The organism is Streptomyces sp. NPDC028907 (assembly GCF_055564995.1).
Genome location: NZ_JBVHVE010000012.1, coordinates 1 through 25,321, shown reverse-complemented (window position 1 = coordinate 25,321; position 25,321 = coordinate 1). Strand labels below are relative to the sequence as shown.

18 protein-coding genes and 1 pseudogene are annotated in these 25,321 nt (G+C 69.0%); 15 read left to right on the top strand and 4 right to left on the bottom strand.

Annotated elements, in window-relative coordinates; all coding sequences use genetic code 11:
- Window positions 1-188 precede the first annotated feature (188 nt).
- From ACZ4UU_RS31735 to ACZ4UU_RS31715, 5 genes are all read left to right on the top strand, one after another.
- The gene (locus ACZ4UU_RS31735; protein WP_471906838.1) at window positions 189-1,628 is read left to right on the top strand and encodes an aldehyde dehydrogenase family protein; all 1,440 of its coding nucleotides are present in this window, start codon (window positions 189-191) and stop codon (window positions 1,626-1,628) included.
- 93 nt (window positions 1,629-1,721) lie between these two features.
- Entirely contained in the window at window positions 1,722-2,462 is a 741-nt protein-coding gene (locus ACZ4UU_RS31730) for an SDR family NAD(P)-dependent oxidoreductase (RefSeq protein ID WP_048580964.1), read from the top strand.
- Window positions 2,463-2,712: 250 nt separating this feature from the next.
- The gene (locus tag ACZ4UU_RS31725) at window positions 2,713-4,308 is read left to right on the top strand and encodes a streptophobe family protein (protein ID WP_471906837.1); all 1,596 of its coding nucleotides are present in this window, start codon (window positions 2,713-2,715) and stop codon (window positions 4,306-4,308) included.
- 61 nt (window positions 4,309-4,369) lie between these two features.
- Complete coding sequence (locus tag ACZ4UU_RS31720) at window positions 4,370-5,068, top strand: response regulator transcription factor (protein ID WP_048580963.1); 699 nt, start codon at window positions 4,370-4,372, stop codon at window positions 5,066-5,068.
- Window positions 5,065-8,292 (top strand): ATP-binding protein, encoded by a 3,228-nt coding sequence (locus ACZ4UU_RS31715; RefSeq protein ID WP_471906836.1) that lies wholly within the window; start codon window positions 5,065-5,067, stop codon window positions 8,290-8,292. The genes ACZ4UU_RS31720 and ACZ4UU_RS31715 overlap by 4 nt, the downstream gene beginning before the upstream one ends.
- A 119-nt stretch (window positions 8,293-8,411) precedes the next feature.
- On the opposite strand, the gene ACZ4UU_RS31710 is transcribed toward ACZ4UU_RS31715, so the two are convergent.
- Window positions 8,412-9,179: an SDR family NAD(P)-dependent oxidoreductase gene (locus ACZ4UU_RS31710; protein ID WP_133916177.1), complete on the bottom strand. Its 768-nt coding sequence runs from the start codon at window positions 9,177-9,179 to the stop codon at window positions 8,412-8,414.
- A 409-nt stretch (window positions 9,180-9,588) separates the two neighbouring features.
- On the opposite strand from ACZ4UU_RS31710, the gene ACZ4UU_RS31705 reads away from it, so the two are divergent.
- From ACZ4UU_RS31705 to ACZ4UU_RS31690, 4 genes are all read left to right on the top strand, one after another.
- Window positions 9,589-11,847 (top strand): MMPL family transporter, encoded by a 2,259-nt coding sequence (locus ACZ4UU_RS31705; protein WP_471906835.1) that lies wholly within the window; start codon window positions 9,589-9,591, stop codon window positions 11,845-11,847.
- 135 nt (window positions 11,848-11,982) lie between these two features.
- A complete protein-coding gene (locus tag ACZ4UU_RS31700) occupies window positions 11,983-13,296 on the top strand; it encodes a sensor histidine kinase (RefSeq protein WP_471906834.1) in 1,314 nt (437 codons plus the stop codon).
- Complete coding sequence (locus ACZ4UU_RS31695) at window positions 13,293-13,949, top strand: response regulator (protein WP_471906833.1); 657 nt, start codon at window positions 13,293-13,295, stop codon at window positions 13,947-13,949. The genes ACZ4UU_RS31700 and ACZ4UU_RS31695 overlap by 4 nt, the downstream gene beginning before the upstream one ends.
- A gap of 265 nt (window positions 13,950-14,214) precedes the next feature.
- Complete coding sequence (locus ACZ4UU_RS31690) at window positions 14,215-15,384, top strand: AI-2E family transporter (protein WP_471906832.1); 1,170 nt, start codon at window positions 14,215-14,217, stop codon at window positions 15,382-15,384.
- Between the two features lie 79 nt (window positions 15,385-15,463).
- Here the strand turns inward: ACZ4UU_RS31690 and ACZ4UU_RS31685 are convergent, their stop codons facing one another.
- A complete protein-coding gene (locus ACZ4UU_RS31685; protein WP_471906831.1) occupies window positions 15,464-16,393 on the bottom strand; it encodes an alpha/beta hydrolase fold domain-containing protein in 930 nt (309 codons plus the stop codon).
- Window positions 16,394-16,898: 505 nt separating this feature from the next.
- Between ACZ4UU_RS31685 and ACZ4UU_RS31680 the strand changes: the two genes are divergently transcribed.
- From ACZ4UU_RS31680 to ACZ4UU_RS31665, 4 genes are all read left to right on the top strand, one after another.
- On the top strand, window positions 16,899-18,182 hold the full coding sequence (locus ACZ4UU_RS31680; protein WP_471906830.1) for a sensor histidine kinase: 1,284 nt from the start codon (window positions 16,899-16,901) through the stop codon (window positions 18,180-18,182).
- 1,164 nt (window positions 18,183-19,346) lie between these two features.
- On the top strand, window positions 19,347-19,703 hold the full coding sequence (locus tag ACZ4UU_RS31675) for a transposase (protein WP_471906829.1): 357 nt from the start codon (window positions 19,347-19,349) through the stop codon (window positions 19,701-19,703).
- On the top strand, window positions 19,700-19,996 hold the full coding sequence (locus ACZ4UU_RS31670) for an IS3 family transposase (protein WP_471906828.1): 297 nt from the start codon (window positions 19,700-19,702) through the stop codon (window positions 19,994-19,996). The genes ACZ4UU_RS31675 and ACZ4UU_RS31670 overlap by 4 nt, the downstream gene beginning before the upstream one ends.
- Complete coding sequence (locus tag ACZ4UU_RS31665) at window positions 19,984-20,526, top strand: IS3 family transposase (protein WP_471907089.1); 543 nt, start codon at window positions 19,984-19,986, stop codon at window positions 20,524-20,526. Before ACZ4UU_RS31670 ends, ACZ4UU_RS31665 begins: the two co-directional genes overlap by 13 nt.
- Window positions 20,527-20,727: 201 nt before the next feature.
- On the opposite strand, the gene ACZ4UU_RS31660 is transcribed toward ACZ4UU_RS31665, so the two are convergent.
- Window positions 20,728-20,934 carry a ferredoxin gene (locus tag ACZ4UU_RS31660; RefSeq protein ID WP_471906827.1) on the bottom strand — a complete coding sequence of 69 codons (207 nt, stop codon included), beginning with the start codon at window positions 20,932-20,934 and terminating at the stop codon, window positions 20,728-20,730.
- A 579-nt stretch (window positions 20,935-21,513) separates the two neighbouring features.
- On the opposite strand from ACZ4UU_RS31660, the gene ACZ4UU_RS31655 reads away from it, so the two are divergent.
- Together ACZ4UU_RS31655 and ACZ4UU_RS31650 are read left to right on the top strand one after the other, a co-directional pair.
- Window positions 21,514-22,458, top strand: a complete 945-nt coding sequence (locus ACZ4UU_RS31655; protein ID WP_471906826.1) for a cytochrome P450 — start codon at window positions 21,514-21,516, stop codon at window positions 22,456-22,458.
- Between the two features lie 78 nt (window positions 22,459-22,536).
- A pseudogene (locus ACZ4UU_RS31650) lies at window positions 22,537-23,833 on the top strand (transposase).
- 175 nt (window positions 23,834-24,008) lie between these two features.
- On the opposite strand, the gene ACZ4UU_RS31645 reads toward ACZ4UU_RS31650, so the two are convergent.
- Window positions 24,009-24,947, bottom strand: coding sequence for a phosphotransferase enzyme family protein (locus ACZ4UU_RS31645; RefSeq protein WP_471906825.1), 939 nt, complete (start codon window positions 24,945-24,947; stop codon window positions 24,009-24,011).
- Window positions 24,948-25,321: the final 374 nt, after the last annotated feature.

Below are 25,321 nucleotides of genomic sequence, written 5' to 3'. Positions count from 1 at the left end.
ACGAGTCAAAAAGAGCCATCTGAAGTGCGACTTTTCCACTCGTTGACGCCTGGTTCCGTCAAACGATAGCTTCCAATCGTTTAGTGGCTTCATGCCCTGGACGTCATGACGTGCGCCCCCGCGCAGCATGGCGTTCTGCCCCGCCCTGTCTTGGGCGGAGGCGGTTCACTCCCGGAAAGAGGCGAAGCATGACTGAGGCGTATCGGAACCTGATCGGCGGAACGCTGCGGCCACCGGAGTCGGGGCGATGGCTCGACGTGGAGAACCCGGCGACCGGTGAGGTCTGGGCGCGCATCCCCGCGGGCGGCCAGGCGGACGTGGACGCCGCGGTCACGGCCGCGAAGGAGGCGTTCCCCGGCTGGTCGGCGCTGCCGGCGGCGGTCCGCGGCTTCTACCTGCAGCAGGTGGCGAAGGTCTTCGCCGAACACGGCGAGGAACTGGCCCGGCTGGAGACCTGCGACAACGGCCGCCTTCTCGGAGAGAACATCCAACGCGCCGGAATCGGCATGGCGTTCGTGTGGAACCAGGCCGCGGGCCGGACGCTGGAGGCGGTCACCGGCGACAGCGTCGTGCTCGACCCGACCAGCTTCGGCTTCACCCGGCGCGAGCCCTTCGGAGTCGTCGCGGCGATCGTTCCGTGGAACGCGCCGCTGGCGATGCTGTGCAACAAGGCCGCCATGGCGCTCGCGGCGGGCAACACGGTGGTCGTCAAACCCCCGGAGCAGGCGAGCGTGTCATCGCTGCGCTTCGCCGAGCTCGTCGCCGACGTGCTGCCACCCGGGGTCCTGAACATCGTCTCCGGAACCGGCGAGGACGCGGGCGACCCCCTCGTCCGGCACCGGGACGTCCGGAAGGTCACCATGACCGGGTCGACACAGACCGGCCGGGCCATCCAGCGGGCGGCGGCCGACACCCTCACCCCGAGCATCTTCGAACTCGGCGGGAAGTCCCCCAACATCGTCTTCGCCGACGCCGACCTCGACGCCGCTGCGCAGGGCGTGACGGTCGAGTCCGTCTTCACCGGCAACGCGGGACAGGTGTGCGTGGCCGGATCCCGGATCCTCGTCCAGCGGCCCGTCCTCGACGAGATGCTGAAGCGCATCCGCGCGATCGCCGAGAACGTCGTCCTCGGCGACCCGGCCCACGACGCCACCACCATGGGCCCCCTCATCTCCCGGGAGCAGTACGACCGCGTCGTCGGCTACCTCAAGTCCGGTGCGCAGGAAGCCGAGTTGGTCTTCGGCGGCCGGCACGGTCCCGAACTGGTCCCCGAACTGCCGGGCGGCTATTGGGTCGAGCCCACCCTCTTCACCACCACGGACAACTCGCTGCGCATCTGCCAGGAGGAGATCTTCGGCCCCGTCGCCGTGATCATCCCCTTTGACACCGACGACGAGGCCCTGGCTCTGGCCAACGACAGCCGTTACGGCCTGGCTTCCGGGGTGTGGACCCGTGACCTGGCCCGTGCCCACCGCTTCGTCCGCGACCTCGACGCGGGCAACGTGTGGGTCAACGCCTACCGCCAGACGCGGTACGAGCTGCCGTTCAGCGGCGTGAAGGACAGCGGCTACGGCCACGACGCCGTCCTGGAGTTCACCCGGGAGAAGGCCGCCGTCATCAAGGCCTGACACCCCGGCACACATCCGTACCAACGCCTGCCGACTAGCCCTCGGCAGATCTGCCCCACCACAACGCCCCCACCACAACGAAGGAGAAAACACATGGGTGACATGGACGGCAAGGTCGCAGTGATCACCGGAGCCGGCGCCGGCATGGCCAAAGCCTGCGCGGAGCTGTTCGTCCAGCACGGTGCCAAGGTCGTCGCCGCCGACATCAGCGGAAAGGAGAAGGACACCGCGGCCGAGCTCGGCGAGGCGGTCGTACCCGTCCACTGCGATGTCTCGCAGGAGGACCACGTCGTCGCGATGTTCGAGACAGCGGTACGCGAGTTCGGCCGCGTGGACGCCGTACTGAACGTGGCGGGCATCGCCGACGGAGCACCGCTCGCCGACTCGACCCTGGAGATGTACGACCGGATCATGGCCGTGGACCTCAAGGGCGTGTTCCTCGGCACCAAGCACGGTATCCGTACCATGCGCGCCACCGGCGGCGGCGCGATCGTCAACTGGGCCTCGCTGGCCGCCCTGGCCACCTCCGGCGCCTATGCCGGTGTCTACTCGGCCGCCAAGGCGGGCGTCATCGCACTGACCCGGGCAGCGGCGACCGAGTACGCCACCGACGGGATCCGCGCCAACTCGCTCTGCCCCGGCATCATCCTCACCGACATGGGCCAGAACGCGGTCCAGGCGGCCCCGGAGAAGCTCCAGAAGCCGGCGATGCAACGCGGCGGCACCCCTCAGGAGGTCGCCGAACTGGCTCTGTTCCTCGCCTCGGAGCGCTCGTCCTATCTCACCGGGCTGGCCGTTCCGATCGACGGCGGCTGGGGCTCGCTGCTCCGCTGAGTGCACCCGTCACCAGGCAGTGCGCGCGGTGACGCAGGGGAGCCGTAACACAAATCCTTGGAGTTTTCCGGGAGTCGGAGCGTTCGGCACGTGCGGCGGACGCTCCGGCCCTGGGCTGGTGCCGCGGATTCCCGGAGAACTCCCAGAACCTCTCCGAAACGTCTCATGCGCGGCGGACAGGCTGGTCGAGCCCAACGACACGCGGCCCTGCGCCGCGTGCGTCACCGAAACACAGCGGAGTACCACTGAGATGACTGCCATCACCGTCGAACCCAGGCAGGGAAGGTCGCCACAGGCCGCGCCCGCCCGCCCCGAAAGCCCGTTGGAGAACGCCCTGGAGGGGGCGGCGGCCGCCCTGTGCGCCCTCATCGCCATGGTGGCCGTCTCCGCACTGGCCCTGTGGCTGCTGGACGCGGAATCCCTCGGATCGCTGTGGTCCCTGGCGCTCACGGTGACGGCCATGGCCGTCGGGGGCTCGGTGAGCTCGGCGGCGTCCTCCGGGGCGGAGGGCTCCGGAGGGCTTTCGAACCTGCTGGGCGGCGGTGGGCTGAGCCCGACCATGAGCGGCACGGTCGACGCCGTGCCGTTCGGGGTGACCCTGCTCGGCGCCATGGTGCTGTGGCTGGCGTTCTCGTGGCGGATGCGGCGCCGGCTGTCCACCGCGGGTGAGCTGGCCGCGCGGACCGCCGGGGCCGCGGTGACGGCCCTGCTGGGCTTCCTGGTCGTGGCCAAACTCGCGGAAGGCTCCTTCCGCATGCCGGCGTCCGCGATGAGCGGAATGCGCGGCGAGGACTCCACGTCAGGAGGACTCGGCATCGGCAACAGCCCGCTGGGCGATCTGTTCGGCGGCGGACTCGGCCGGCGTCTGGGCGGTGGCTCCACCATGTCCCGGGACATGGTGATGAACTATCAGGTCCAGGCCGGTTCGGCCGTACTGGGCGGGCTTTTGTGGGTGGCCGTGGTGATCGCCCTCGGCTGCCTGATCACCCGGCGCGCCCACCTGCCGCTGCCATGGCAGACCGGCCGACTGCGTGCCGCGTGGGCGCCGAGCGTCTCGGCGGTCGCGCGCATGCTCCTGCTGATGACCGTCGTTCCGCTGATCGCCGTCGTGTTCGTCGGCATCGTCGTCGGCGGTAAGGGCGCGACCGCCGCCGGCGCCGCCCTCCTGCTGGCCCCCGACGCGGTGGTCGTCTTCGTGACGCTGGGCCTGGGCGTCTCCTGGACGGCCTTGACACACCAGGCGCAGAGCGAGGACGGCAACCCGCTCGCCTCGCTGCTGCGCAGGCTGGGCGGCGCGCAGGCGCAGGCGCGTCCCGACCGCGTCGAGCACCTCAGGGACCTGTCGGCAGGGGGCTGGCCGCTGTGGCTCCTGGCCCTGCTGGTGACTGGTCTCGCCCTGCTGGCCTGCGGTTACGCGGCGGCACGGGCCGCGGCGCGGACACCGGCCCACGCCCCGAGCGCCCACCGGACACGCCATGGGCAGCACCTCGCACCGGCAGCACGCCTCGGGGTCGTCCTGGGCGTGGCCCTGGGCCTGACGGCCTGGCTCACGCAGGCATCCGGCCGGATCTCGGCGACCATGTTCGGCAGCGAGATGGGCGGCACACAGGCCGGATTCAGCGGCAGCGTGCCGCTGGCCGCGCTGCTGGGACTGCTCGCCGGAGCGGCGGCCGGCTTCGTGGGCAGTGTGCTGCACGGTCTTCACGGCGGGCAGACACGCCCATTCCGTACGATCCCGCGCAACACCCCGGTTGCCCCGGTCGGCGAGCACCTCGCGGACGTCCCGGGCGCGACGGCACACGGTGTTGGATCCGGCCCCTTGGAGAACTCACTTGGCAACCGCTGACCGACCTCCCCCGTCCGCGACGGACTGTTGGCTCACCCCTGCCCAGGACGACACGGCCGACGTGGACCTGCTGGTCGTCGACGACGAACCGACCGTACGGGAACTGCTGTGCGCCGCTCTGCGCCACGCGGGCTTCACCGTGGCCGCGGCTGGCACCGGACAGGAGGCCCTGGAGCAGGCGCGTGCCGTGTCGCCCGATCTCGTCCTGCTGGACGTGATGCTCCCCGACATGGACGGCTTCGAGGTGATCCGGAGCCTGCGTGAGCGGCCCCGGTCCGGCAGGACGGCCGTGCGGGGACACATCCCGGTGGTGTTCCTGACCGCCCGGGACACGACGCGGGACAAGATCGAGGGCCTCGTCCTCGGCGGAGACGACTACGTGACCAAGCCGTTCGATCTGCAGGAGCTGATCGCACGCGTCCGCGCGGTGCTGCGCCGCACGAACGGCGACCCCGGCGCCGTACTGCGCGTGGCCGATCTGGAACTCGACCCGGAGGGAGTCCAGACCACGCGGGCCGGGCAGCCGATACGCCTGTCACCGACCGAGTTCCGGCTCCTGTACACCCTGATGGCCAACGCGGGACGCACCGTCCCCAGGGCACTGATCCTCGAACGGGTGTGGGACTACGACTTCGGCGGTGACACCGGCATCGTCGACACCTACATCAGTTACCTGCGCCGGAAGATCGACAACGGCGGCCCGAAGCTGATCCACACGGTGCACGGCGTCGGCTACGTGCTGCGGGGCCCGAAGACATGACCGGTCGACGCATCCTTACGGTATGGGCGCGGGCCTCGCTGCGCAGCAGGGTGCTCCTGCTGGCGACGGCTCTGCTCGCGGCGGGTTTCACCGCGTTCAGCCTGGTCACCGGCAACGCCTTGCGCACCTACCTGGAGGACCGGGCCGACACCCAACTCAGGGCCGCCGCACAGGTGTTCGCCCTGCTGCCACCGGGGCTCGCCGAGAGTGGTGCCGAGCGGACCCCTCCGGCGGGCCTCGGCGAGTTCAGCACCGAAGTCCTTGGCAACCCGGTCATCGCTTACGTCCGGGCTGACGGGACGAGCATGGGCAGCATCGACTCCCTCGCCGGAAAGCGCTCCGGCAGCTCACGCGGTCCGCGGCTGCCGAAGCTGGACTCTGAGGCGGTCGCCGCCGGAGGAGGCCGCCCCTTCACCGCCGACAGCAGCCAGGGCGAGGGGCGGTGGCGGGTGATCGCCGTGCCCCGGGCCGGCAACGGGGCCGCACGGAGCACGCTCGGGGCGGCGCTGCCGGGCGACGGCGGCAGTGTGGTCGTGGCCACGTCCATGGACCAGGTGGACGCCACCGTGGACCGCATGTGGCGTGTCTACGAAACCACCGGACTGGCCCTGCTCGGGCTGCTCGTGGCGGCCGGCTGGTTCGCCATGCGGTCGGGCCTGAAGCCCCTGTCCCGGATCGAACGGACCGCCGCCGAGATCGCACACGGGGACCTGACCCGCCGGGTACCGGCCCTGGCGGGGCCGAACACCGAGGTCGGCCGCCTCGCCACGGCACTCAACGGGATGCTCGGCCAGATAGAGGCCGCCTTCGCTGCCCGTGCCGAGTCCGAGGCGCGGATGAGCCGCTTCGTCGCCGACGCCGGCCACGAACTGCGTACCCCGCTGGCCGGCATCAAGGGCCTCACCGACCTCTACCACATGGGCGCTCTCCCCGAGCGCGAGGACATCGACGCCACCATGGCCCGCATCGCCCGCGAGTCCGAACGCCTCACCCGGCTCGTGGAAGACATGCTGCTCCTTGCCCGGCTCGACGAACAGTCCCTGAGAACTGTCGGCGGCGACCCGGGACAGGGAGCCGGTTCACCCGACCCGTTCCCGCTGGGCCTGGACTGCGCCCCGATGGACCTGCGCACCCTGGCGGCCGACGCCCTCCACGACATACGGGCGCTCGACGCCGCCCGGTCCGTGACCCTCACCGGGCCGAACGGCGACGGCCCGCCGGCCTCCGCTCCCGCTCTCGCCGACGAGTCCCGCCTCCGCCAGGTCGTCACCAACCTGATCGGCAACGCCATCAGGCACACGCCACCCGGTACGCCGATCCGCATCGGCGTGGGCACCGACGGCGGCCACGCGGTCCTGGAGGTCGCCGACGAAGGCCCCGGCCTCACCGAGGAACAGGCCCGCCGCATCTTCGAACGCTTCTACCGCGCGGACACCTCACGGACCCGCGCCACCGGGGGAGCAGGACTCGGCCTGGCCATCGTCCAGTCGCTGGTCACCGCGCACGCGGGACATGTGGACGTGCGATCGGCACCGGGCCGGGGCGCCACCTTCCGCGTCCTGCTGCCCCCACCCCCAGACCCTCGCACCGAACCGCGCACCTCCGTGCGGCCCCAGGCGGCCGCCTCGGCCGCCGGCGCGGCTCTCCGCTGTACCCCCCCACTGATCCCCCACATTCAAGGAGATCCCGTGAAACGACGCACGCTACTGGCTCTCACCCTCACCTCGTCCCTCGCCTTCCCGGTGACGGTGACGGCGACGGCGGCGACACCCACCCCAGCCGACGAGGAACGCTCCTCGCGCGTCACCGGCGTCGAGGTGACGCGCAAGGAGTCGCTGGGCACGTTCGGCGGTGTGCCGTACGAGCGGCTGGCCGGCACCGTCTCAGGAACCGTGTCGGCCGAGGAACCCGTGGCGGGACTCGACTCGGCCGCCGGGACCGACGGGGTCCACACCTACACCTCGGGCTTCGAGCTGATCCGCCCGGTCGGGCAGGACCAGCGCAGCGAGGTCGTGGTGGAGGTGGAGAACCGGGGCATTCCCCTGCTGCTCCACGGCTACAACTCGATGCAGGACCCGCCGCCCGTAGGAGCCCCGCAGGACGTCTCGTACCCGGCGGGCATGGGCGACGGCTTCCTGTTCGCCGAAGGACGCTCCTACGCGCGGGTCCAGTGGCAGACCGGCATCTCACCGGGAGTGCCGGAATCGGCCCAGGGCGTCGGCCAGGTCATCGTCCGTGACTTCGGGCGGCTGCTGCGCAGCGGACGGCTCGAAGGCGAGCATTCGCCACTCGGTGCGTACGAGCACCGGTTGCTCGTGGGGTTGAGCCAGGCCAGCTGGTTCGTCACCAGCTTCGTCGCCGAGGGCTTCAACGACGCCGGCGGACGCGTCTTCCAGGGCGCCTACGCCCAGGACGGCACCGGCAACCAGCTCGCGATCAACGGCGTCGCCGCGGCGGACGGCCAGCCACAGGTGCCCTACATGAGGCCGGACGGTGTGCCGCTCGCTCCTGGGCAGGTGCTGCGCCGGCCGGCGACGGATCCCGTCTTCGTGGACGTGGCGGCCTACACGGACTACTACCGGCTCCGGGCCAGTGTCTCCCGGCAGGCCGACCCGGCCGACGGCTACCACCGCTACGACTGGCCGGCCGCCCACAACCCGGCAATCAGCGCCGACGCGGCGGACACCGCGTTCCAGCGCTTCGGCTGCAATGACGGAAAGCCGATCCCGCTCAGTCCCCTGCACAGCGAACCATACGGCCGTGCACTGCTCGTGGCGTTGGAACGCCGTCTCGGCATCGGCGGTCCGCGCGAGAAGATGCCGCCCGAGCAGGTGTTCACAGCCGGTGCGCGTCCCGCCGATCCGGCACTCCTCAACGGCCTGCCCGGCCGGGAGGTGACGGTGCCGCGGACGGACGCCGACGGTTTCCCGATCGGCGGAGTGCGCTTTTCCGCGGCCGATTTGCCGCTCGGCTCACCGGTTCCGCCCGCGGTGGCTCCGGTGTCCACGGCGAGCATCACCGCGGTGTGCGGCAACTACGGGGGGTGGCAGCCATACACGGCGGACGAACTGCGCCGGCGTTACGGCTCGCTCGACGACTACGTCAGCGCCTACGACGCCCGGGTCACACGCCTGATCGCGAGCGGACTCCTCCTTGAGAGGGACCGCGGGCTCCTGCTCGACCGGGCTTCGGAGGAATGGTCGAAGGCACCGACGGGGTCGTGACCCACGGGGTTCGCCCCGCCCGCCGGATGTCACCGGATGCAGGGATCTGAGCCGTGTGAAGCCGGGGCTCGGCGGGTGTGGGCGGACCCTCGCTTCGGCGAGGCGTCGGTGAAGCCCGGTCAGACGGCCGACCAGCCGTTGTCCACCGGGAGGATGACACCGTTGATGTTGCTCGCGGCGGCGGAGGCCAGGAAGACGATGGCCGCGGCCTGTTCGTCCGTGGTCGCCTGGCGTCCGACGTTGACCATGTACTTGCCGAGCACGCCCAGTCCGTGCGACTCGATGTCCAGCCCGGCCGTGATACCCGTCGTCGTGCCGCCGGGAGCGATCGCGTTGGTCCGCACACCCTGGTCGCGGTACGTCACCGCGAGGGACTTGGTGAGCCCGGCGATCCCGTGCTTGGAGGCGGTGTACGCGGCACCGGCCGCGCTGCCCCGCAGGGACGCCTCGGAGGCGGTGAACACGATCGCCCCGTCACCCGTGGCCAGCAGGTGAGGCAGCGCAGCGCGGGTCAGCAGGAACGGCGCGGTGAGGTTGACCCGCAGAACGCGCTCCCACTCCTCGTCGCCGATGTCGGCCACGGCGGACATCCGGTCCATGATTCCGGCGTTGTTCACCAGGACATCGATGCCTCCGCAGGCGTCCACGGCCGTGGTGACGACTCGGTCGACGACCTCCTGGTCGCTCAGGTCGCCGATCGCGGTGACAGCGGTGCCGCCCGCCACCGCTATGGCCTCCGCCGTCGCTTTGGTGCCTTCGGCGTTGATGTCCGCGAGGACGACGCGGGCGCCCTGCGCGGCGAAGAGCAGGGCGGCGGTTCGGCCGATGCCCGAGCCGGCTCCGGTGACGATCACGGACTTGCCGGACAGGCCTGTGGTGCTGTTCATGTGTGGATGCTCCCTGGTGGTGTCGGAGACCGGTGAGTCCGGGGAAAGGGCTCACGTGCCTGCGTCGACACTAGGAAGAGCCAGGCCCCGCCCCGAGCCTCCACAGGACCCAAAACGGGCGGGGCGATGAGTACCGGGGTACTGCTCCGCCTCGTCCGAAAGGTGGCCGGACAGCCTGCCGCGCCGGTTGCGGCGCGGCTCTGACCACGGGCCGGCTGTCGACGTCGCGGTGCTTCGGGTGCTTCGGGAGGAGGACGACCAGTACCGGAGTAGGAGGCGGCAGCGGCGTATTCGCTTCCCCGGTGCCGTGGGCGGCCCGATTTCCCCGCCTAGCTTGAGGGACGGGTCACGCAGACCCACCCAGTCCTCGTCATCCATCCCGTTGTTTTCCCAGGTGGGAGTAACTCCTGTGGCCACCTTCCTCTACAGACTCGGCCGGTTCGCGTTCAGACGTCGCCGCCTCGTGGTGATGCTGTGGATCGCCATCCTGGCTGTCGTCGGCATCGGCTCCGCGAGCGTGTCCGGCACGACGTCGGACCAGTTCACCATTCCCGGCACCCAGTCCCAGAAGGCGCTGGACCTGCTCGACAAGGAGTTCCCGCAGGCCTCTGCCTCGGGCGCCACCGCTCGTGTCGTCTTCGAGGCCCCCGACGGGCAGAAGCTGACCTTCGGGGCCCACAAGGCCGAGGTCGAGTCACTGATCGCCGACCTCAAGAAGGCTCCCCAGGTGGCGAGCGTCAGTGACCCCTACGCCAGTCGTCTGATCAGCCAGGACGGCACCATCACCTACGCCCAGGTGACGTACAGGGTCGCCCAGGCCGACATCACCACCGAGGCGCGGGACGCCTTGCACGCCGTCGCAGACAAGGGCGAGAAGGCGGGCCTGGCGGTCAGCCTGGGCGGCAACGCCGTCAACGAGAAGGAGGGCGCCAACGCCGGCGAACTGATCGGTCTCGCGGTGGCCGCCGTGGCGCTGGTGATCACCTTCGGCTCCCTGCTCGCTGCCGGCCTGCCGCTCCTGACCGCGCTCCTGGGCGTCATCATCGCGATCCTGTCGATCACCATCGCGACCGCCATATGGGACATGAGCGGCTCGGCGTCGACGCTTGCACTGATGCTGGGCCTGGCCGTCGCCATCGACTACGCCCTGTTCATCGTCTCCCGCTACCGCAGCGAGATCAGGGCGGGCCACGAACCCGAGGACGCCTGCGGGCGTGCCCTGGGGACGGCCGGATCAGCGGTCGTGTTCGCTGGCCTCACCGTGGTCATCGCGCTGGCCGGCCTCAGCGTCGTCGGCATCCGGCTGCTGACGGACCTGGGCCTGGCGGCGTCGTTCGCGGTCGTCGTGGCCGTCGTCGTCGCCCTGACCCTGCTGCCCGCGGTGCTGGGCTTCGCCGGGACGCGCATCATGAAGGGCAATCTCCAGACCAAGCGCATGCGGGCGCTGGAGCGCGGCGAGGGCGAGCCGATGGGCGTGCGCTGGGTACAGCACGTCATCCGTCACCCGTGGCGGGCGCTTCTGGTCTCGGTCGCCGTCCTCGGTGTGCTGGCCATCCCCGCCCTGTCGATGCGCCTGGGCATGCCGGACGACAGCACGGCTCCCGCGGGCAGCACCCAGCGGGTCGCCTACGACACCCTCAGCAAGGGATTCGGCCCGGGCTACAACGGCCCGCTCACGGTCGTCGTCGACGCCCGGGACAGCAAGGACCCGAAGGCCGCCGCCGAGCAGACGGTCACCGCGCTGGGCAAGCTGCCGGATGTCGCATCCGTGAGCCCGGCCGTGTTCAACACCTCCGGTGACGTGGCCCTGATCCGGGCCGTTCCGAAGGGTTCCCCGAGCAGCCAGGAGACAGTGGACCTGGTCGGGGAGATCCGTGACACCACCGCCCCGGCCGTGCAGCGAGCCACTGACGCCGAGGTCGTGATCACCGGTACGACGGCCCTGAACATCGATGTCTCCGACAAGCTCGGCGACGCCCTCGTGCCCTACCTCCTGGTGGTCGTCGGCCTGGCGCTGATCCTGCTGCTGCTCGTGTTCCGCTCGATCCTGGTGCCCGTCAAGGCGACGCTGGGGTTCCTGCTCAGTGTGGTGGCGACCCTGGGTGTCCTGGTCGCGGTCTTCCAGTGGGGCTGGCTCAAGGACGTCTTCGGCGTCGATACCACCGCGCCCATCGTGAGCGTGATGCCGATCTTCATGATCGGTGTGGTCTTCGGTCTCGCCATGGACTACCAGGTCTTCCTCGTCACCCGGATGCGGGAGGAGTACGTCCACGGTGCCGATCCCATCGAGGCGGTGGTCGCGGGCTTCCGGCACGGCGCCCGCGTGGTGACGGCCGCGGCGATCATCATGATCTCCGTCTTCGCCGGATTCCTGCTCGCCGACGCCGCACTGATCAAGTCGATCGGCCTGGGGCTCGCCTCGGCCGTCCTCTTCGACGCCTTCGTGGTCCGCATGACCATCGTGCCCGCGGTCATGGCCCTGCTGGGCCGCCGGGCCTGGGCACTGCCTCAGCGGCTGGACCGCATCCTGCCCAACGTCGATGTCGAGGGCGAGAAGCTGCGGCACGTCCTGGACCGGCCGACCGACACGACGGGGCCGGACGGGGAAACCGGGCCCGAAAGCGCGAAGGACAGGCTGCTCGCGCCCGCCCGACCTGGCCAGGACTGACCACCGCGCCGCTTACAGTAGCCCGGCGCATGTGATCCCACGGCGGTGGGAGCCCACCCCTTCAATCGCCGTCCGTCGGTCCTCACCCCCCCAAGGGCCGACGGACGGTCAGCCGGCATCTCGGAGACACACGCCGTGACCTCAGCATCGAAGAACTCCCCAGCCGAACCCGGCAGCCTGCTGGGCAGCTCGGAGGACCGCACGGTGGTCCGGGTCCTGACTCTGCTGGCCGCCCTGGGCCGGGCGGACCAGGCGCACCCCCATGTCAAGAGGTGGGGGATGCCGATCCTGTGCGCCGCGCTCGGCCTCCAGCCCCTGGTGGAATACCCCGGCCCGGGGCCCGCGCTCCCGGTCTCACTGGGTCTGCTGGCCGGAATCACCGTGCCGCTGCTGTGGCGCCAGAGCCGTCCTGTTCTGGTGTTCACGGCCGTCACGGGGTTCTCCGTGGCGGAGGCCGCCTGTGGCGTGCTGACCAACGCGCACTTCCTCGCCCAGCTGATCATGCTGTACAACCTGGCCCGCTTCGCCACGCCCCTCGCTCTGGCCGGGGCCGTGTCGGTCGTCGTACCCCAGACGGTGATCACCATCCTCGCCTTCTCCTCCGACGTACAGCTCAAGCGCATCACCAGCGCCCTGGCACTGGCCGTCATGCTGTCGCTGTGCATGCTCGCGATGGCAGGACTGGGGCTGGGCGGCCGGGTGGCACGCCTGTACATCACCGTTCTGCAGGACCGGGCGGTACGGCTGGAGGTGGAGCGCGACCAGCGGGTCCGGCTCGCGGAAGCGGCGGAGCGGGCCCGCATCTCCCGGGAGATGCACGACATCCTTGGCCACACCCTCGCCGTCATGGTCGGTCTCGCCGATGGCGCGACCGGACTGACCGAGTCCAACCCCAAGCGGGGTGCCGAGACACTGCAGATCATCGCCGACAGCGGGCGCGGCGCCCTGGCGGATCTACGCCGGCTCCTCGGCACCCTCCGCGAGAACGGCACTGCGTCCCGCGACTCCCCGCTGGCACCCCAGCCGGGCCTGAGCGACCTCGACGCCCTCCTGGAAAGGGTCCGGGTCGCCGGCCCCACCGTGACCCTGCACACCGAGGGGGAACTCTCCGGTCTACCCGCAGGCCTCCAGCTCACCGTCTACCGCATCATCCAGGAAGCACTGACCAACACCCTCAAGCACGCCACCCTCGCGACTACGGTCGACGTGACCGTCGTGGCGACCTCCCACACGGTACGCGTCGCTGTCGAGGACAGCGGGCCTGCGCGTACGCCGCATGAGCGCCCTCGGGGCGACGGGGGACAGGGCCTCCTCGGTATGCGTGAGCGCGCCCTGCTCTACCAGGGCACCGTGACCGCCGGCCCGAACTCCCGGGGCGGCTGGAGCGTCCGAGCGGAACTGCACCTCCTCCCACCCACCGACACGCCTACGGAGAAGCACCCGGCATGACCACTGTCCTCATCGTCGACGACCAGGCCCTGCAACGCCTCGGCTTCAGCATGCTCATGGAACAACACCCCGACCTGACCGTCGTCGGCGAGGCCACGCACGGCGCCGAAGCGGTCCGTATGGCGGCCGAACTCCACCCGGACGTCGTGCTGATGGACGTGCGCATGCCCGGCATGGACGGCATCGAGGCGACCCGACGCATCGTCACCTCCGGTGGCCGCTCCCGCGTGCTGGTCATGACCACCTTCGACCTGGACGAATACGCCTACGACGCCCTGCGCGCCGGAGCCAGCGGCTTCCTCCTCAAGGACGCCCTGCCCGAAGAACTCCTCGCCGGAATCCGCGCGGTCGCGGCCGGGGACGCCGTCATCTCACCGGGCCTGACCCGCAAACTCATCGACGCCTTCACCACGCGCCTGCCCGGCCACACCCCCGAGCAGGCGCGACAGCTGGAAGCCCTCACCGAACGTGAGATCGAGGTTCTCACCGCGGTCGCCACCGGATGCAGCAACGCCGAGGTCGCAGAACACCTGCACCTGGCCGAGACCACCGTGAAGTCCCACGTCAGCCGCATCCTCGCCAAGATCGGCGCCCGTGACCGGGTCCAGGCAGTCATCTTCGCCTACGACGTGGGGCTCGTACGGCCGGCATGAGCAACCGGCGCGGTGTGGTTCACGAAGCAGGAAGGGCCGTGGTGGCCGCATCCGGCCCTGCGCGAGCGGAGAGGAACGAGTGAGTACGCACATAGGGGAGCCCCGAAGACTCTCTCCCGGAGCAGGGCGCAGCCGACGGCGCGGACCGGTGCACCGAGCGCGTCCGGTGATCAGAAGCACGAGTGCGCCCGCGAACAGACAGGCATGGCCCAATCGGCGCCGGACGAACCACCGGCACGACCCGCTCCACGGCATCGCCCGGCGTGTGGCCGTGGGGAGCGCGCTGATCCTCCTCGTCAGCGGTGTCATCTCCGTGATGGTGTGGTTCTGTGTCGCGTTCGAGACCGTCGTGACGCCTGTTCTGCTCGCGCTGCTCGGCGCGGCCCTGCTCGGTCCGCTCTATCGCCGATTGATCGCGATGAAAGTGAACAAGTCGCTCGCCGCCGGGCTGACCTGTGGCGCTGTCGTCGTGGTCATGGGCGGGGCGGCGTACATCGTGGTGACCGCGCTCATCGACACCGGTGACCAGATCATCTCCTCCCTGCGCGACGCGGCCGCTTCGATCGAGGAGCGGTTCGGCCTGGCGGGGACGTCTCTGGACGATGTGGCCGCGAACGCGAAGGACCTGCTGTCCAAGTTCGGCGGCGCTGCCGTCAACGGCCTCTTGAGCGGCGTGAGCGTGGTCGTGGAGATGGCCGCGACGGGCACCCTCGCGATCCTGCTCATGTTCTTCTTCCTGCGCGACTCCGACCGGGCGGTCGCCGCACTGCACTCGCTCGCCCCCCGGGGCTCCGGTGCGAACCTTGAGGTGATGGGCCGTCGCGCCTTCCAGGCGATCGAGGGCTTCATGCGCGGCACCACGATCGTCGCCTTCATCGATGCCGTCTGCATCACCGTCGGCCTGCTCGTTCTGGACGTACCGGGCGCGGCAGGGCTCGGGGCCCTGGTCTTCATCGGCGCGTACGTCCCCTACCTCGGTGCGCTCCTGTCCGGCGCGGTCGCGGTCCTGGTCGCCTTCGCCGACGGCGGCCTCGGGACCGCGCTGTGGGTCCTGGGCATCGTCTTCGTGGTGCAGCTCCTCGAGGGAAACGTGCTGCAACCGATGATCCAGAGCCGCACCCTGCAGATGCACCCCGCCGTGATCCTTGTGGCCCTGACGGCCGGCGCGTCGGTCGCCGGAGTCCTCGGCATGCTCCTCGCCGTGCCCATGACCGCGGCGGTGTTCGGAGTGCTCTCGGAACTGCGGGGTCGATACGAGGAGACACCGACTCCTGCCAAGGCGCCCGAGACCGAGGCGGTGGACGACTCCCGTTCAGGTGAGGACGAGCCGCCGCCGCGCCTCGGACGCCGGTCTCGGCGACTGGTGGGCGTCGCGACCACGGGAATGACGTCGCGCCTGCCGCGCAGACTGAAGGGCACGGTGCCCGGAGCCTGACCCGCGCACACGAGTGGGGTACCAGCCAGAAGCAGTCGGCTGGTACCCCACTCATCGATTCCGGTCGGGCGGCACGCGATCAGTCGGGGTGCACGGCCTGACGCATGTGCTGGGCCATCAGGCCGTAGACGCCTCTGGCCGTTTCGGCGTCGTTCTGGTCGTAGCCGTGGTCAGCACCCGGCACGTCGAGGTGGTCGTAGAGCGCCCTGACGCCACGCAGCCGCTCGGCGTAGCGAGTGCCCTCGGTACGGAGGAGGTCGTGTTCCGGCGTGATGACGAAGGCGGGGGCGATGCCGGTCAGGTCGGCGGTGTCGGATGGATGGGCGGGGGAGACCAGGGGATCGCCGCGCAACGTCGGGTCCGGCACGTAGGCGGTGTCGAAGATGTCCGCCATCCACGGGCGTAGCAGCGGCTTGGCAATGACCGAGCGCTTGTCCCTGGCATCAGTGACGAGGTCCAGAGGGGGATAGTGCAGGATCTGAAGCCCGATGGAGGGACCGCCCTTTTCCAGAGCCTGACGGGCCACCGCCGCCGCGAGGGCCCCTCCGGCGCTCTGACCGCCCACGGTGAGGAGGCTGCCGTCCCAGCCTTGTTCGGCGCCGTGTTCGGCGACCCACGCGACGACCTCGTACGCCTGGCGAGGCGGCGCGGGAAAGGGGTGCTGCGGCGCGACGACGTAGTCCACGTTCACCACCACCGCACCCGCCTCGGCCGCGAGGAAACGGCACAGCGGATCATCCAGCTCGACCGGCGGCAGGACGAAACCGCCACCGTGGAAGTTCACGTGGACCGGCGGCAAAGGCGCGCCCTCGGGACGGTCGGGGACGTACACCACGGCGCGGGCCGGGGCGACGGAGGTCGGGATGGTCAACTCGTGGGTGTGCCGGGGGTACTCCGGATAACGTTTGTGCAGGGAGGACGCGACGTGCCGGTCCGCCAGCAGGGCGTTCAGACGCTGCATCACTTTGGCGGCGGGGGAGGCCAGCGCCGGCCGGGCCAGGAGGGACATGACAGCTCCGTTCGGTGGGATGGTGCGCCGGGCTGCCGCTGCGAGGGGTGGTCACCGCGTAACGCCCTGCTCTGCCGGACCCGCCCGTGGTGCCCTGTGGCGTGTGTCCAGGCTAGTGATCTCGTACGGGACCAGCAGGGCACCGAGGAAGTGAAAATGGCGGGGCCGACTGGTACTTGAGTAGGAGTGGCCCTGTCCGAAAGGACAGGTGGGAGCTACGGCGCTCGGAGTGTGTCCCTTCGGAGGAAGGCGACCCCTACCGTGGTAGTAGCTGTCGTCCTGGTTTTGGGTTCTCCGGTGCTGCGCGTTGTCGCGGCGACGCCTTTAGCGTGAAATATGGGCCGCGCGATGGCCCCTCCGCACCTCTTCCGCGACGAGATCGGATCGCGGGCGTGAGCCGCTTCCTGTCAGCCGCCGTCCGCCGGTCCTCCCACTCAGGGGCGGACGGTCCGCATGCACCCCGGAGACGCATTCAGTGACCACCTCCTCCTCGAGGGTCCGCCCGGTGGAACCCAGTAGTCTTCTGGGCGGCCCGGAGCATCGCACGGTAGTGCGGCTGCTGGCGTGGCTGATATCGATACAGCGAGTCGGCCAGGAGCACCCCCGGGTCAGGCAGTGGGCGGCGCCGCTGGTGTGCACGGCCCTCGGTGTCCCGGGGCTTGTTGACAGTGCCGCCGGGGCCGATCCGGGTTTCCCGGTCGCGCTCGTGGTGATGATCGGGTTCACTGTCCCGCTGCTTGCGCGGGATCGTCATCCCTTCCTGGTCTTTGCCGTCGTCACGGCCTTCTCCATGGCTGAGGCCGTATCGGGGGTTCTCAGCTACGCCCATTTTCTCGCGCAGCTGATCATGCTCTACAACCTCGCCCGGTTCGCACCGCCGGTGCAGTTGGCCGTCGCCGTCGCGATCACCGTCCCCCAGACCATCGTGACGATCATGACGTTCGCGCCGGACCAGCAGATCGAACGGATCGACAGCCCCCTGGCGGTGACCACCGACCTGGTGCTCTGCATCCTCGCCATAGCAGGCCTGGGGTTGGCCGGCCGCGTGGCGCGCTCGTACATCACCGCTTTGGAGGACCAGGCGGTGCGTCTGGAGGTGGAGCGCGACCAGCGGGCCCGCCTCGCGGAGGCCGGGGAGCGGGCACGCATCTCCCGGGAAATGCACGACATCCTCGGGCACACCCTTGCCGTCGTGGTCGGTCTGGCCGACGGTGCGGCGGGTCTGGCCGAGACCAAGCCGAAGCAGACTGCGGACACACTGCGGATCATCGCTGACAGCGGGCGTGGTGCCCTCGCCGACCTGCGTCGGCTCCTCACCGGGATCCGTGAAGAGGGACCTCATGAGACGCCCTTTCGCCCTCAGCCGGGTGTCGGCGATCTCGGAGCTCTGCTGGAGCGGATCCGTGTGGCCGGTCCCGACGTCGGCCTCCATACGGCCGGTGACCTCGCCGGCCTGCCCGCGGGACTGCAACTCGCCCTGTACCGCATAGTCCAGGAAGCGTTGACCAACACCCTCAAGCACGCCGCCTCCGACACCACGGTCCGTGTCTCCTTGATCGCGGAGAAGGATGCCGTACATGTAACCGTCCAGGACACTGGTCCGCCCGCCACGAAACAAGATCATTCCTGGGAAGGCGGCGGGCAGGGGCTTCTCGGCATGCGTGAACGCGCCGCGCTCTACCAAGGGACGGTCACCGCCGGTCCCAACTCCGAAGGCGGCTGGAGCGTTCGAGCCGTTCTGCGTCCGACCGCGCTCACGAACACGGCCTCAGACGCACACCCGGCATGACCTCCGCCGACTTGGCGGCACTAACCCTGTTGGTGGCTACAACGGGTGGTCGAGTCGTCTGCCTTTCGGAGGGAGTGTGGCCACGGCCCTCAAGGCCGTGGCCACGTCTGCCTGGGGCCCCGGCCTGATCACCAACGCCCGCTGCACACTGGCCGACGCATTCGCCACCATCATGACTGTCCTCGTGCGCTCTGGCGTGACCCATCCGGAGCCGCGGGTGCTACGGCGAGCCTTGCACTCCTGGGCATTCAACAAGAAGGCGGAACTCCCTGCCCGTCAGCGCTCTCGCGGAAGCCGATGCGCTGCGAGAGGCACTGGATGTCCTGTGCCTCAAGCTGGACGGCAAGGAGGCTGCTGCCAAGACCGCACGGGCAAGCGGGCTGCGTTCAACGAAGTCCTCAATATCACTGTGGAGAAAGGTTGCTTCACGGAGAACCCCCTCAACGGGCTCTGGTGGAACGCTCCAGCGGTCGACGAGGGGGTGGACCCAGCTGCCGTTCCCGACCCGGCCAAGGTCGCCCGGCTGCTCACGGCGGTTGCCCAGCAGCGCGGTCGCGGCCCTCACCCGGAGGCGTTCTTCGGTTGCATGTACTACGCGGCAATGCGGCCTGCGGAGGTTATGCACCTCCGGTTCGAACAGCACCATCTGCCCGACTCCGAACGGGATGCTCAACCTCCCGGGTGGCGTCGTCAACGCAGGCAAGGAGTGGACGGACGGCGGCTCGGTAGACGAGCTGCACTCCCTCAAGCGCGGCGCGGCTACCGCGACCCGACCTGTGCCCTGACCCGTAGAGAACTCGCCTCCAAGCTGGCAAGCGGCCCTACGATCTTCGGCACGCCGGGATCTCGTTCTGGCTGTACTCCGGTGTGCGCACCCCGGCGCGCCTCGGAGGACGCGCAGGCTCCCCGTTGTCTCCAGCGCCCGGTGGCGTCCCTCGGGCCGGGGAACTCCGACGGAGACCCGTTGGCCGTGCCATGCGGGCCGCTGCGACGCGGTCAGCAAAATCACGGCCATCGCCCGGCATGTGTCGGCAGGCAAGGCCTGGGCCGCCGTCCACCACGACGACCAGGTCCCCACCGCCCGGCGCCTCTACCTGACCGCCACCCCCCCGCGTCGGGGACCCCGACGACAGCCCGGACGAGAACACGGAGGCGGTGGCCTCCATGAACGACGAGAACCTCTTCGGCCCCGTCGCCTACCGGCTCACCTTCTCCGACGCCATCGACCTCGGCCTGCTCGCCGACTACCAGATCCTCGTCCCCGTCGTCACCGACGAAGACCTGCGCGACTGGCTCGCCACCGGACCCGCCGTTGCCCGGGAGCTCGGCATCAGCTCCGATTCCCTGCGCGGCTGGTACCGCAAGGCCAAGACGGACCGGGGCGAGGGCGAATCCGGCGAGTTGACCAGTGCCGAGCGCGAGGAGCTCAAGCAGCTGCGCAAGGAGAATCGAGAACAGCAGCAGACGATCGAGATCCTGAAAAGAGCGACCGCCTTCTTCGTGAAGGAGAACGACCGGTGAGCGAGTTGTGCCGGTTCAACCACGCGGAGAAGGCGAACTATCCGATCGTTCTGCTGTGCCGGGTCCTGCACGTGACCCGCTCCTCCTACTACGCCTGGCGCGAGAGTGAGGCCGCCCGCCGCGCCCGCCAGCTCGCCGACGACTCGCTCGCGCACGAGATCACTGTGCTGCACCTCGCCTCCCGGAAGACCTATGGTGTTCCGCGCATCCATGCCGAACTGCGGCGCCTGGGACGGCGGGTGAACCGAAGGCGTGTCGCCCGCGTGATGCAAAGCGCGACATCCGGGGCGTAACCCGGCGGAAACACCGCTCGCTGACCCGGCCGGACAAGAAGGCGAAGCCGGCCCCGGACCTGATCGCCCGCGATTTTCACGCCGAGCGTCCCGGGAGCAAGCTGGTCGGCGACATCACCTACCTGCCGACGGCCGAGGGCTGGCTCTACCTCGCCTGCTGGCTGGACCTGGCCACCCGCGAGTTCGTCGGCTATGCCATGGCCGATCACCACCGCGCCGAACTCGTCGTGGATGCCCTGGACCTGGCCCACGGCCGGGGGAACCTGGAGCCGGGCCGCGTGATCCACAGCGATCGCGGCAGCGAGTGCACCTCGACTCAATTCTGGTGCCGGATACGGGAGTTGGGGCTGCGGCAGAGCTGCGGACGCACCGGATCATGCTTCGACAACGTCGCCGCGGAGAGTCTCTGGGCCCTGCTCAAGGAGGAAATCGGCACCCGGATCTGGCCCGACCGGGCTACCGCCCGCGCCGAGGTCTTCACCTTCATCGAGAGTCCACAGACTGACTGTCGAGCGGTGGATCCAGGCTGATGTATGGGTGATCAGGGGGTGCTTAGGGGGTGTGGCCCACGGGGTTGGTAAGGGAAGCTGAGCGGGTGCCGGATCAGGAGGGGAAGGGAAAGGCTGGTTGCCCGGAAGGTGTCAGAGTGTTTCCGGCTGGTCCCCGAACCGGTGTGTGTGGCACCCAGATGGAAAGCCATGCGCGCCATCCGCGACGCACTCGCCAGCGCCCTATACCGACCCTGTGAATGGACGCACCGTGCCGTCTCCGCCCCCAGCGTCAATGGCTTCCCCTGCCTCGGCCTCCTGAATCTCGGAGGGATATTCCACGATGAGTCTGACGCGACCATCCTTTTCATCCTGGTCGAACGGCTCGGGATAGTACATCGCGCAACTGCCGCATGATGTGCATTTTTCGCGGTCCACTTCGATTCGCATTTCGCGAGTGTATCCAGCAGGACGCGTCAGTGCAATCGCAAGAAATAAAACGAGGCGCGGTCGCCCGTCGGCTCCTGATCGATGGTTTTCGGCAGAATTTTTCGACCGGGCGACAAAGAGACCGGGAAGGTGAGTAAAGTGCACCCCATTTCACGTATACCGAAAGACGAACAGATGTTGTTTGTGTTCCGGTAGGTTGCCCGCTGCCGGGATCATAGTCTTTGAGGCGCCGTCGGACGCTTCCATATCTGGCCGACCGTAATGGATTCTTTCGTCTGGCATCGGCCGGGCTCTCTGGAAAGGAATGGGACGTGTCGGAACCGACGTCAGAAGTACACGATCTGCCCCTTCGGCGAAGCTGCCCCTTCAACCCTCCGGACGACTACAAGCGGCTGCGTGCGGAGGAGCCGGTGAGCCGGGTGCGGTACGCGGACGGCCAAGTGGGCTGGCTGCTGACCAAGCAGGACGACGTCAAAGCTCTGCTGCTGGACACCCGGTTCAGTTCGAACCGCGACATCGCGGCGCGCACCAGGCACACCTACGAGAAGCCGAAGCTGCCGACGGAGCGCCATGGTGAGCATGGACCCGCCCGAGCACACGCGGTATCGCCGGATGCTCGCCGGACAGTTCACCACGCGCCGGGTGCGCGAGCTGGAGCCCGGGATCGCCGAGCACGTGGCCCGGCAGCTCGACGAGATGCAGCAGGTAGGCCCTGGTGTTGATCTGATCGAGACGTTCGCGCTGCCGATCCCGTCCCTCGTCATCTGTGATCTGCTGGGTGTGTCGGCACACGACCGCCACGATTTCCAGGCATGGACGCAGACCGTGCTCAACATGGACCTCCCGATCGAGGAGGTGCAACACGCGAGGAAAGAGCTGTTCGCGTTCATCACCGGGCTGGTGAACGACAAGATCAAGAATCCGCAGGACGACATCATCAGCGGTCTGCTCCACCCGAAATCCGATGACCGTCTTGAGATCGACGAGATCATCGGGACCAGCGTCATGCTCCTGGTAGCCGGGTTCGAATCCACCGCGAACATGCTGGGCCTCGGTGTTCATGCCCTGCTCCGGCACCCGCAGGAGTTGGCCAAGCTCAAGGAAGACCCGTCGATCATCGGTAATGCCGTGGAGGAGCTGCTCCGCTATCTCTCGGTCGTGCAGTTCCAGTTCAACCGCACGGCCACCGAAGAGATCGAGTTCGCCGGACACGTGATCAAGCCCGGAGAGACCGTGACTGCGTCGATGGTCGCGGCCAACCGGGATCCCGATCATTACCCCGACCCGGACGTGCTGGACCTGACCCGGCAGAACGTGCACCACCTGGCGTTCGGCCATGGGATTCATCAGTGCATCGCCCAGCAACTTGCCCGCGTGGAGCTGAGGCTGGCGTTCAAGCTCCTCTTCGAACGCTTCCCTGCGCTGCGCCTGGCGATCGAACCGGAGGACATCCGCTTCAGGCATGACTCGTTGGTGTACGGCGTGAAGGAGCTGCCGGTGGCCTGGGACGCGCCGACGGTCTGACACCGGGTTCGTCCCGTGGGAACCCTCACAGGAACAGGGCCCGGTAAGGACCGGTGATCGGGCGGGTGGCGGTGGGGAATGCCTCGCCCCAGCCCGCCCGTCTCACTTGCGGCGGTGTCCGGTTGTCTCAGCGATGGCACTTTCTGTGCGCACGGTACCGGGTCACGCTTCGAGTTTGTCGCCTCGGCCGACAGTCGCGGAGTGGTCAGCCATGCCGGGTCCCGCCTGCCGGCCGATCTCACCGATGCCACCGGCCTGGCCGCTGCCTTCACCGACTGCGGCTGCGGCACCGGCCACGATCCTGGGCGGATTGCTGTGGGCGGTTTCGTTTGGGTGGTCTCCCCCGACCGCCTGGCTGCTGCTGGTCGGCATCGATCCTGCCGCCCTGGCAGCACCACTGGCGACCTGGGCCGCCGCCGGGGAGGCCGCCTGACTGCAGGTCGACGAGACCGAGAACGGCATCCCCGCTGCCCGCGCGGGCGGTGCGACCTGCCCGGTCTGGTTCTGGACGTCGGCGCCACTCTGGTGGCCTGTCACTCGGAGAAGGAGCAGACAGCGCCCACCTGCAACGTGCTGCAGCCCGTCAACACAGCCGCCGAGCACCTCGCCGTCCTGGATACCGCCCTGACCCAGATCCCCGACGCCCACCGCCACGGCACCGACAGTGCCGGAGGCGCGAAAGCATTCCTGGACCACATAGGGACCACATACGTGCCCGGCGCTACCGCGGGTTCCGGGCTCGCTCTTTCGTCGGCCCCGCCACCGAGCCGCCGCCGCGCGATCCGGATCCTGCCCGAGCAGATATGGCACCCCGCGCCGGAACAGGACGGCTCCTTGCGCCACGATGCGTAGGCCGCCGAGCTCACCGGCATGGTCGACCTGGACGGCTGTCCCGCCGGCACCCGGGATCATCGTGCGGCGCGAACGCCCGCGTCCCGGCGCCCAGCTCTCGTTGTCCGACCTGGACGAGGGCATGCGTCACCGGGTCTTCCTCACCGACACCCCCCTGCGGCGAAGGCTCCGTGCAGCACCTGGAGGTGTCCGCCACCGCGCGCACGCCCGCGTCGAGGACCGCATCCTCCACGCCAAGACCACCGGCTTCGACCGCTTCCACATCGATGTCGCCCGGCTCCAACTGGCTCTCACCGCGGTCGACCTGCTCGTCTGGCCCCAAGGCCCCACATAACTGTTGTCGGCGGGCGAGTCGGCCACCGCTGAGCCGTAGAAGCTCCGTTGCCGACTACTGCATGACGCCGCCCGCATCACCGGCGGCAGCCACCGCCTCCGTCTGCGGATCTCCGCCACCTGGCCGTGGCGGCACGAGCTAGTGAACGCTTTCGTTTGTGTCGCGGCCCTGCCGAGACCGGCTACCTGACCAGCGGCTTCTTCCTGACCGCCCACTACGTGACGGTGGGTGGTCCTGCCTCGGCAGGGCAGCAGGTCGCGGCCGGGCCGCGACCCACCACGGAACGGGGTGACTTCACCCGCCTGCGTGAGGATCTCACATCATCGGGGCCAGCTCGGGAATGCGACCGACCCGGGCACCCTGGTCAGGGTAGATAGAAATCCTTCGGTAGTGCGTCCGCTGCCAGGACGTTCTTTCGGGACCTCTCGATCAGGGTGTCGTTGGTGTGTTCGCCGACCTGCCCGAGGTCGATTCCGTAGTAGCGGCGTCGCGCGTACACCCACCCCTCCACCGCTGCTCTGATCTTGAGCATGGTGGGCAGATGGAGGAACTCGTCCACGGTGGCCGGAGACGTCTGGAGGTAGCCGGTAAGGAAAGGTGTGGGGTCGGTGTCGTCCTCGACGAAACTCAGGGTTCCCGCGAGGTCGAAGACGTGCGGGCCGTGCATCACCTCACCCCAGTCGATGAGGCCGACCAGGTCTCCGTCGAAACGGAACTCGGTGAGTCGCGGATCGCAGTGGATCAGGCCGTCCGACATCTCCGCCGGTACGCTGTCGAACCCTTCGCGGATCGCTTGCTGAATCCAGTCGAGCCCCTCCAGGAAGGGCTGCTCCTCAAGCACCCAGTCCATGTGCTTCCAGACCATGGTCTGCGGCAGCGGAGGGACGTCGCGGAGGGCGGCGTGAATCCTGCCGAGAGTCTGGCCGGCACGGGCCAATTCCGCCGGGTTCTCCAGGTCGGTGGGCCTGCCGGTGACGTACTCCAGCAGCCCCCAGCACCAGTCTCCGTGTTCGGCGACGATTTCGCCGTCACGGGTCAGGCGGGGGGCACCGGAGGGAATGCCCGCCTTCTCAGCTATTTCCGCGGCGCGCAGACCGGAGGCGAACTTTACCGCCTGCTCCTTCGGCACGGCCTTCAGGACCGCGTTTTCCTTTCCGTCGTACAGCAGCCAGGTGTGCGAGTTGTAGCCGATCTGCCAGGAGTCTTCGGGCCAGGGTACGACTGTGAACTCCGGGCCGTCCCATAGATGGAGCGGCAGCCGGTCGGCGGCAGGGGCTTCCGGTAGTGGATCGAAAACTGGCATAGCTCTTTCCCTGTTCGTCGCGAGATGCTTCTGACGTCGACGGCGCAGGCGTCTTGTATCGCCGCCGTAGCGAGTGTTCGTTTGGGCCTGTCCGGCATCGCACCTTAGTGCAGACCGGCTCGGATCGGACCGAAAAGCTGGTCATGGATGCTTTTTAGAGGCTGCTAGGGGATGTGTCTAGGGGGGCTTAGGGGTTTCGGGAGGCGGACCGTTCTTGCTTGACTTTCGTAAATTCTCCCGGGGGAGATAGAGAAACTGCGTTAGCGGGCTTCGGCCCCATAAGAGCTCGTAACACGATCTTGTGATGGGGTGCTGGCGGGCGTGTCCGGTGTGACCGTTCGGCCGTTCGTGGGTGTGTGAGCAACAAGCCGTGG

What these genes read in the sequence shown, in the direction of transcription:
- ACZ4UU_RS31735 (WP_471906838.1), top strand. Translation starts at nt 189, where the DNA reads ATGACTGAGGCGTATCGGAACCTGATCGGCGGAACGCTGCGGCCACCG.
- ACZ4UU_RS31730 (WP_048580964.1), top strand. Translation starts at nt 1,722, where the DNA reads ATGGGTGACATGGACGGCAAGGTCGCAGTGATCACCGGAGCCGGCGCC.
- ACZ4UU_RS31725 (WP_471906837.1), top strand. Translation starts at nt 2,713, where the DNA reads ATGACTGCCATCACCGTCGAACCCAGGCAGGGAAGGTCGCCACAGGCC.
- ACZ4UU_RS31715 (WP_471906836.1), top strand. Translation starts at nt 5,065, where the DNA reads ATGACCGGTCGACGCATCCTTACGGTATGGGCGCGGGCCTCGCTGCGC.
- ACZ4UU_RS31710 (WP_133916177.1), bottom strand. Translation starts at nt 9,179, where the DNA reads ATGAACAGCACCACAGGCCTGTCCGGCAAGTCCGTGATCGTCACCGGA.
- ACZ4UU_RS31695 (WP_471906833.1), top strand. Translation starts at nt 13,293, where the DNA reads ATGACCACTGTCCTCATCGTCGACGACCAGGCCCTGCAACGCCTCGGC.
- ACZ4UU_RS31685 (WP_471906831.1), bottom strand. Translation starts at nt 16,393, where the DNA reads ATGTCCCTCCTGGCCCGGCCGGCGCTGGCCTCCCCCGCCGCCAAAGTG.
- ACZ4UU_RS31675 (WP_471906829.1), top strand. Translation starts at nt 19,347, where the DNA reads ATGAACGACGAGAACCTCTTCGGCCCCGTCGCCTACCGGCTCACCTTC.
- ACZ4UU_RS31660 (WP_471906827.1), bottom strand. Translation starts at nt 20,934, where the DNA reads ATGCGAATCGAAGTGGACCGCGAAAAATGCACATCATGCGGCAGTTGC.
- ACZ4UU_RS31655 (WP_471906826.1), top strand. Translation starts at nt 21,514, where the DNA reads ATGGACCCGCCCGAGCACACGCGGTATCGCCGGATGCTCGCCGGACAG.
- ACZ4UU_RS31645 (WP_471906825.1), bottom strand. Translation starts at nt 24,947, where the DNA reads ATGCCAGTTTTCGATCCACTACCGGAAGCCCCTGCCGCCGACCGGCTG.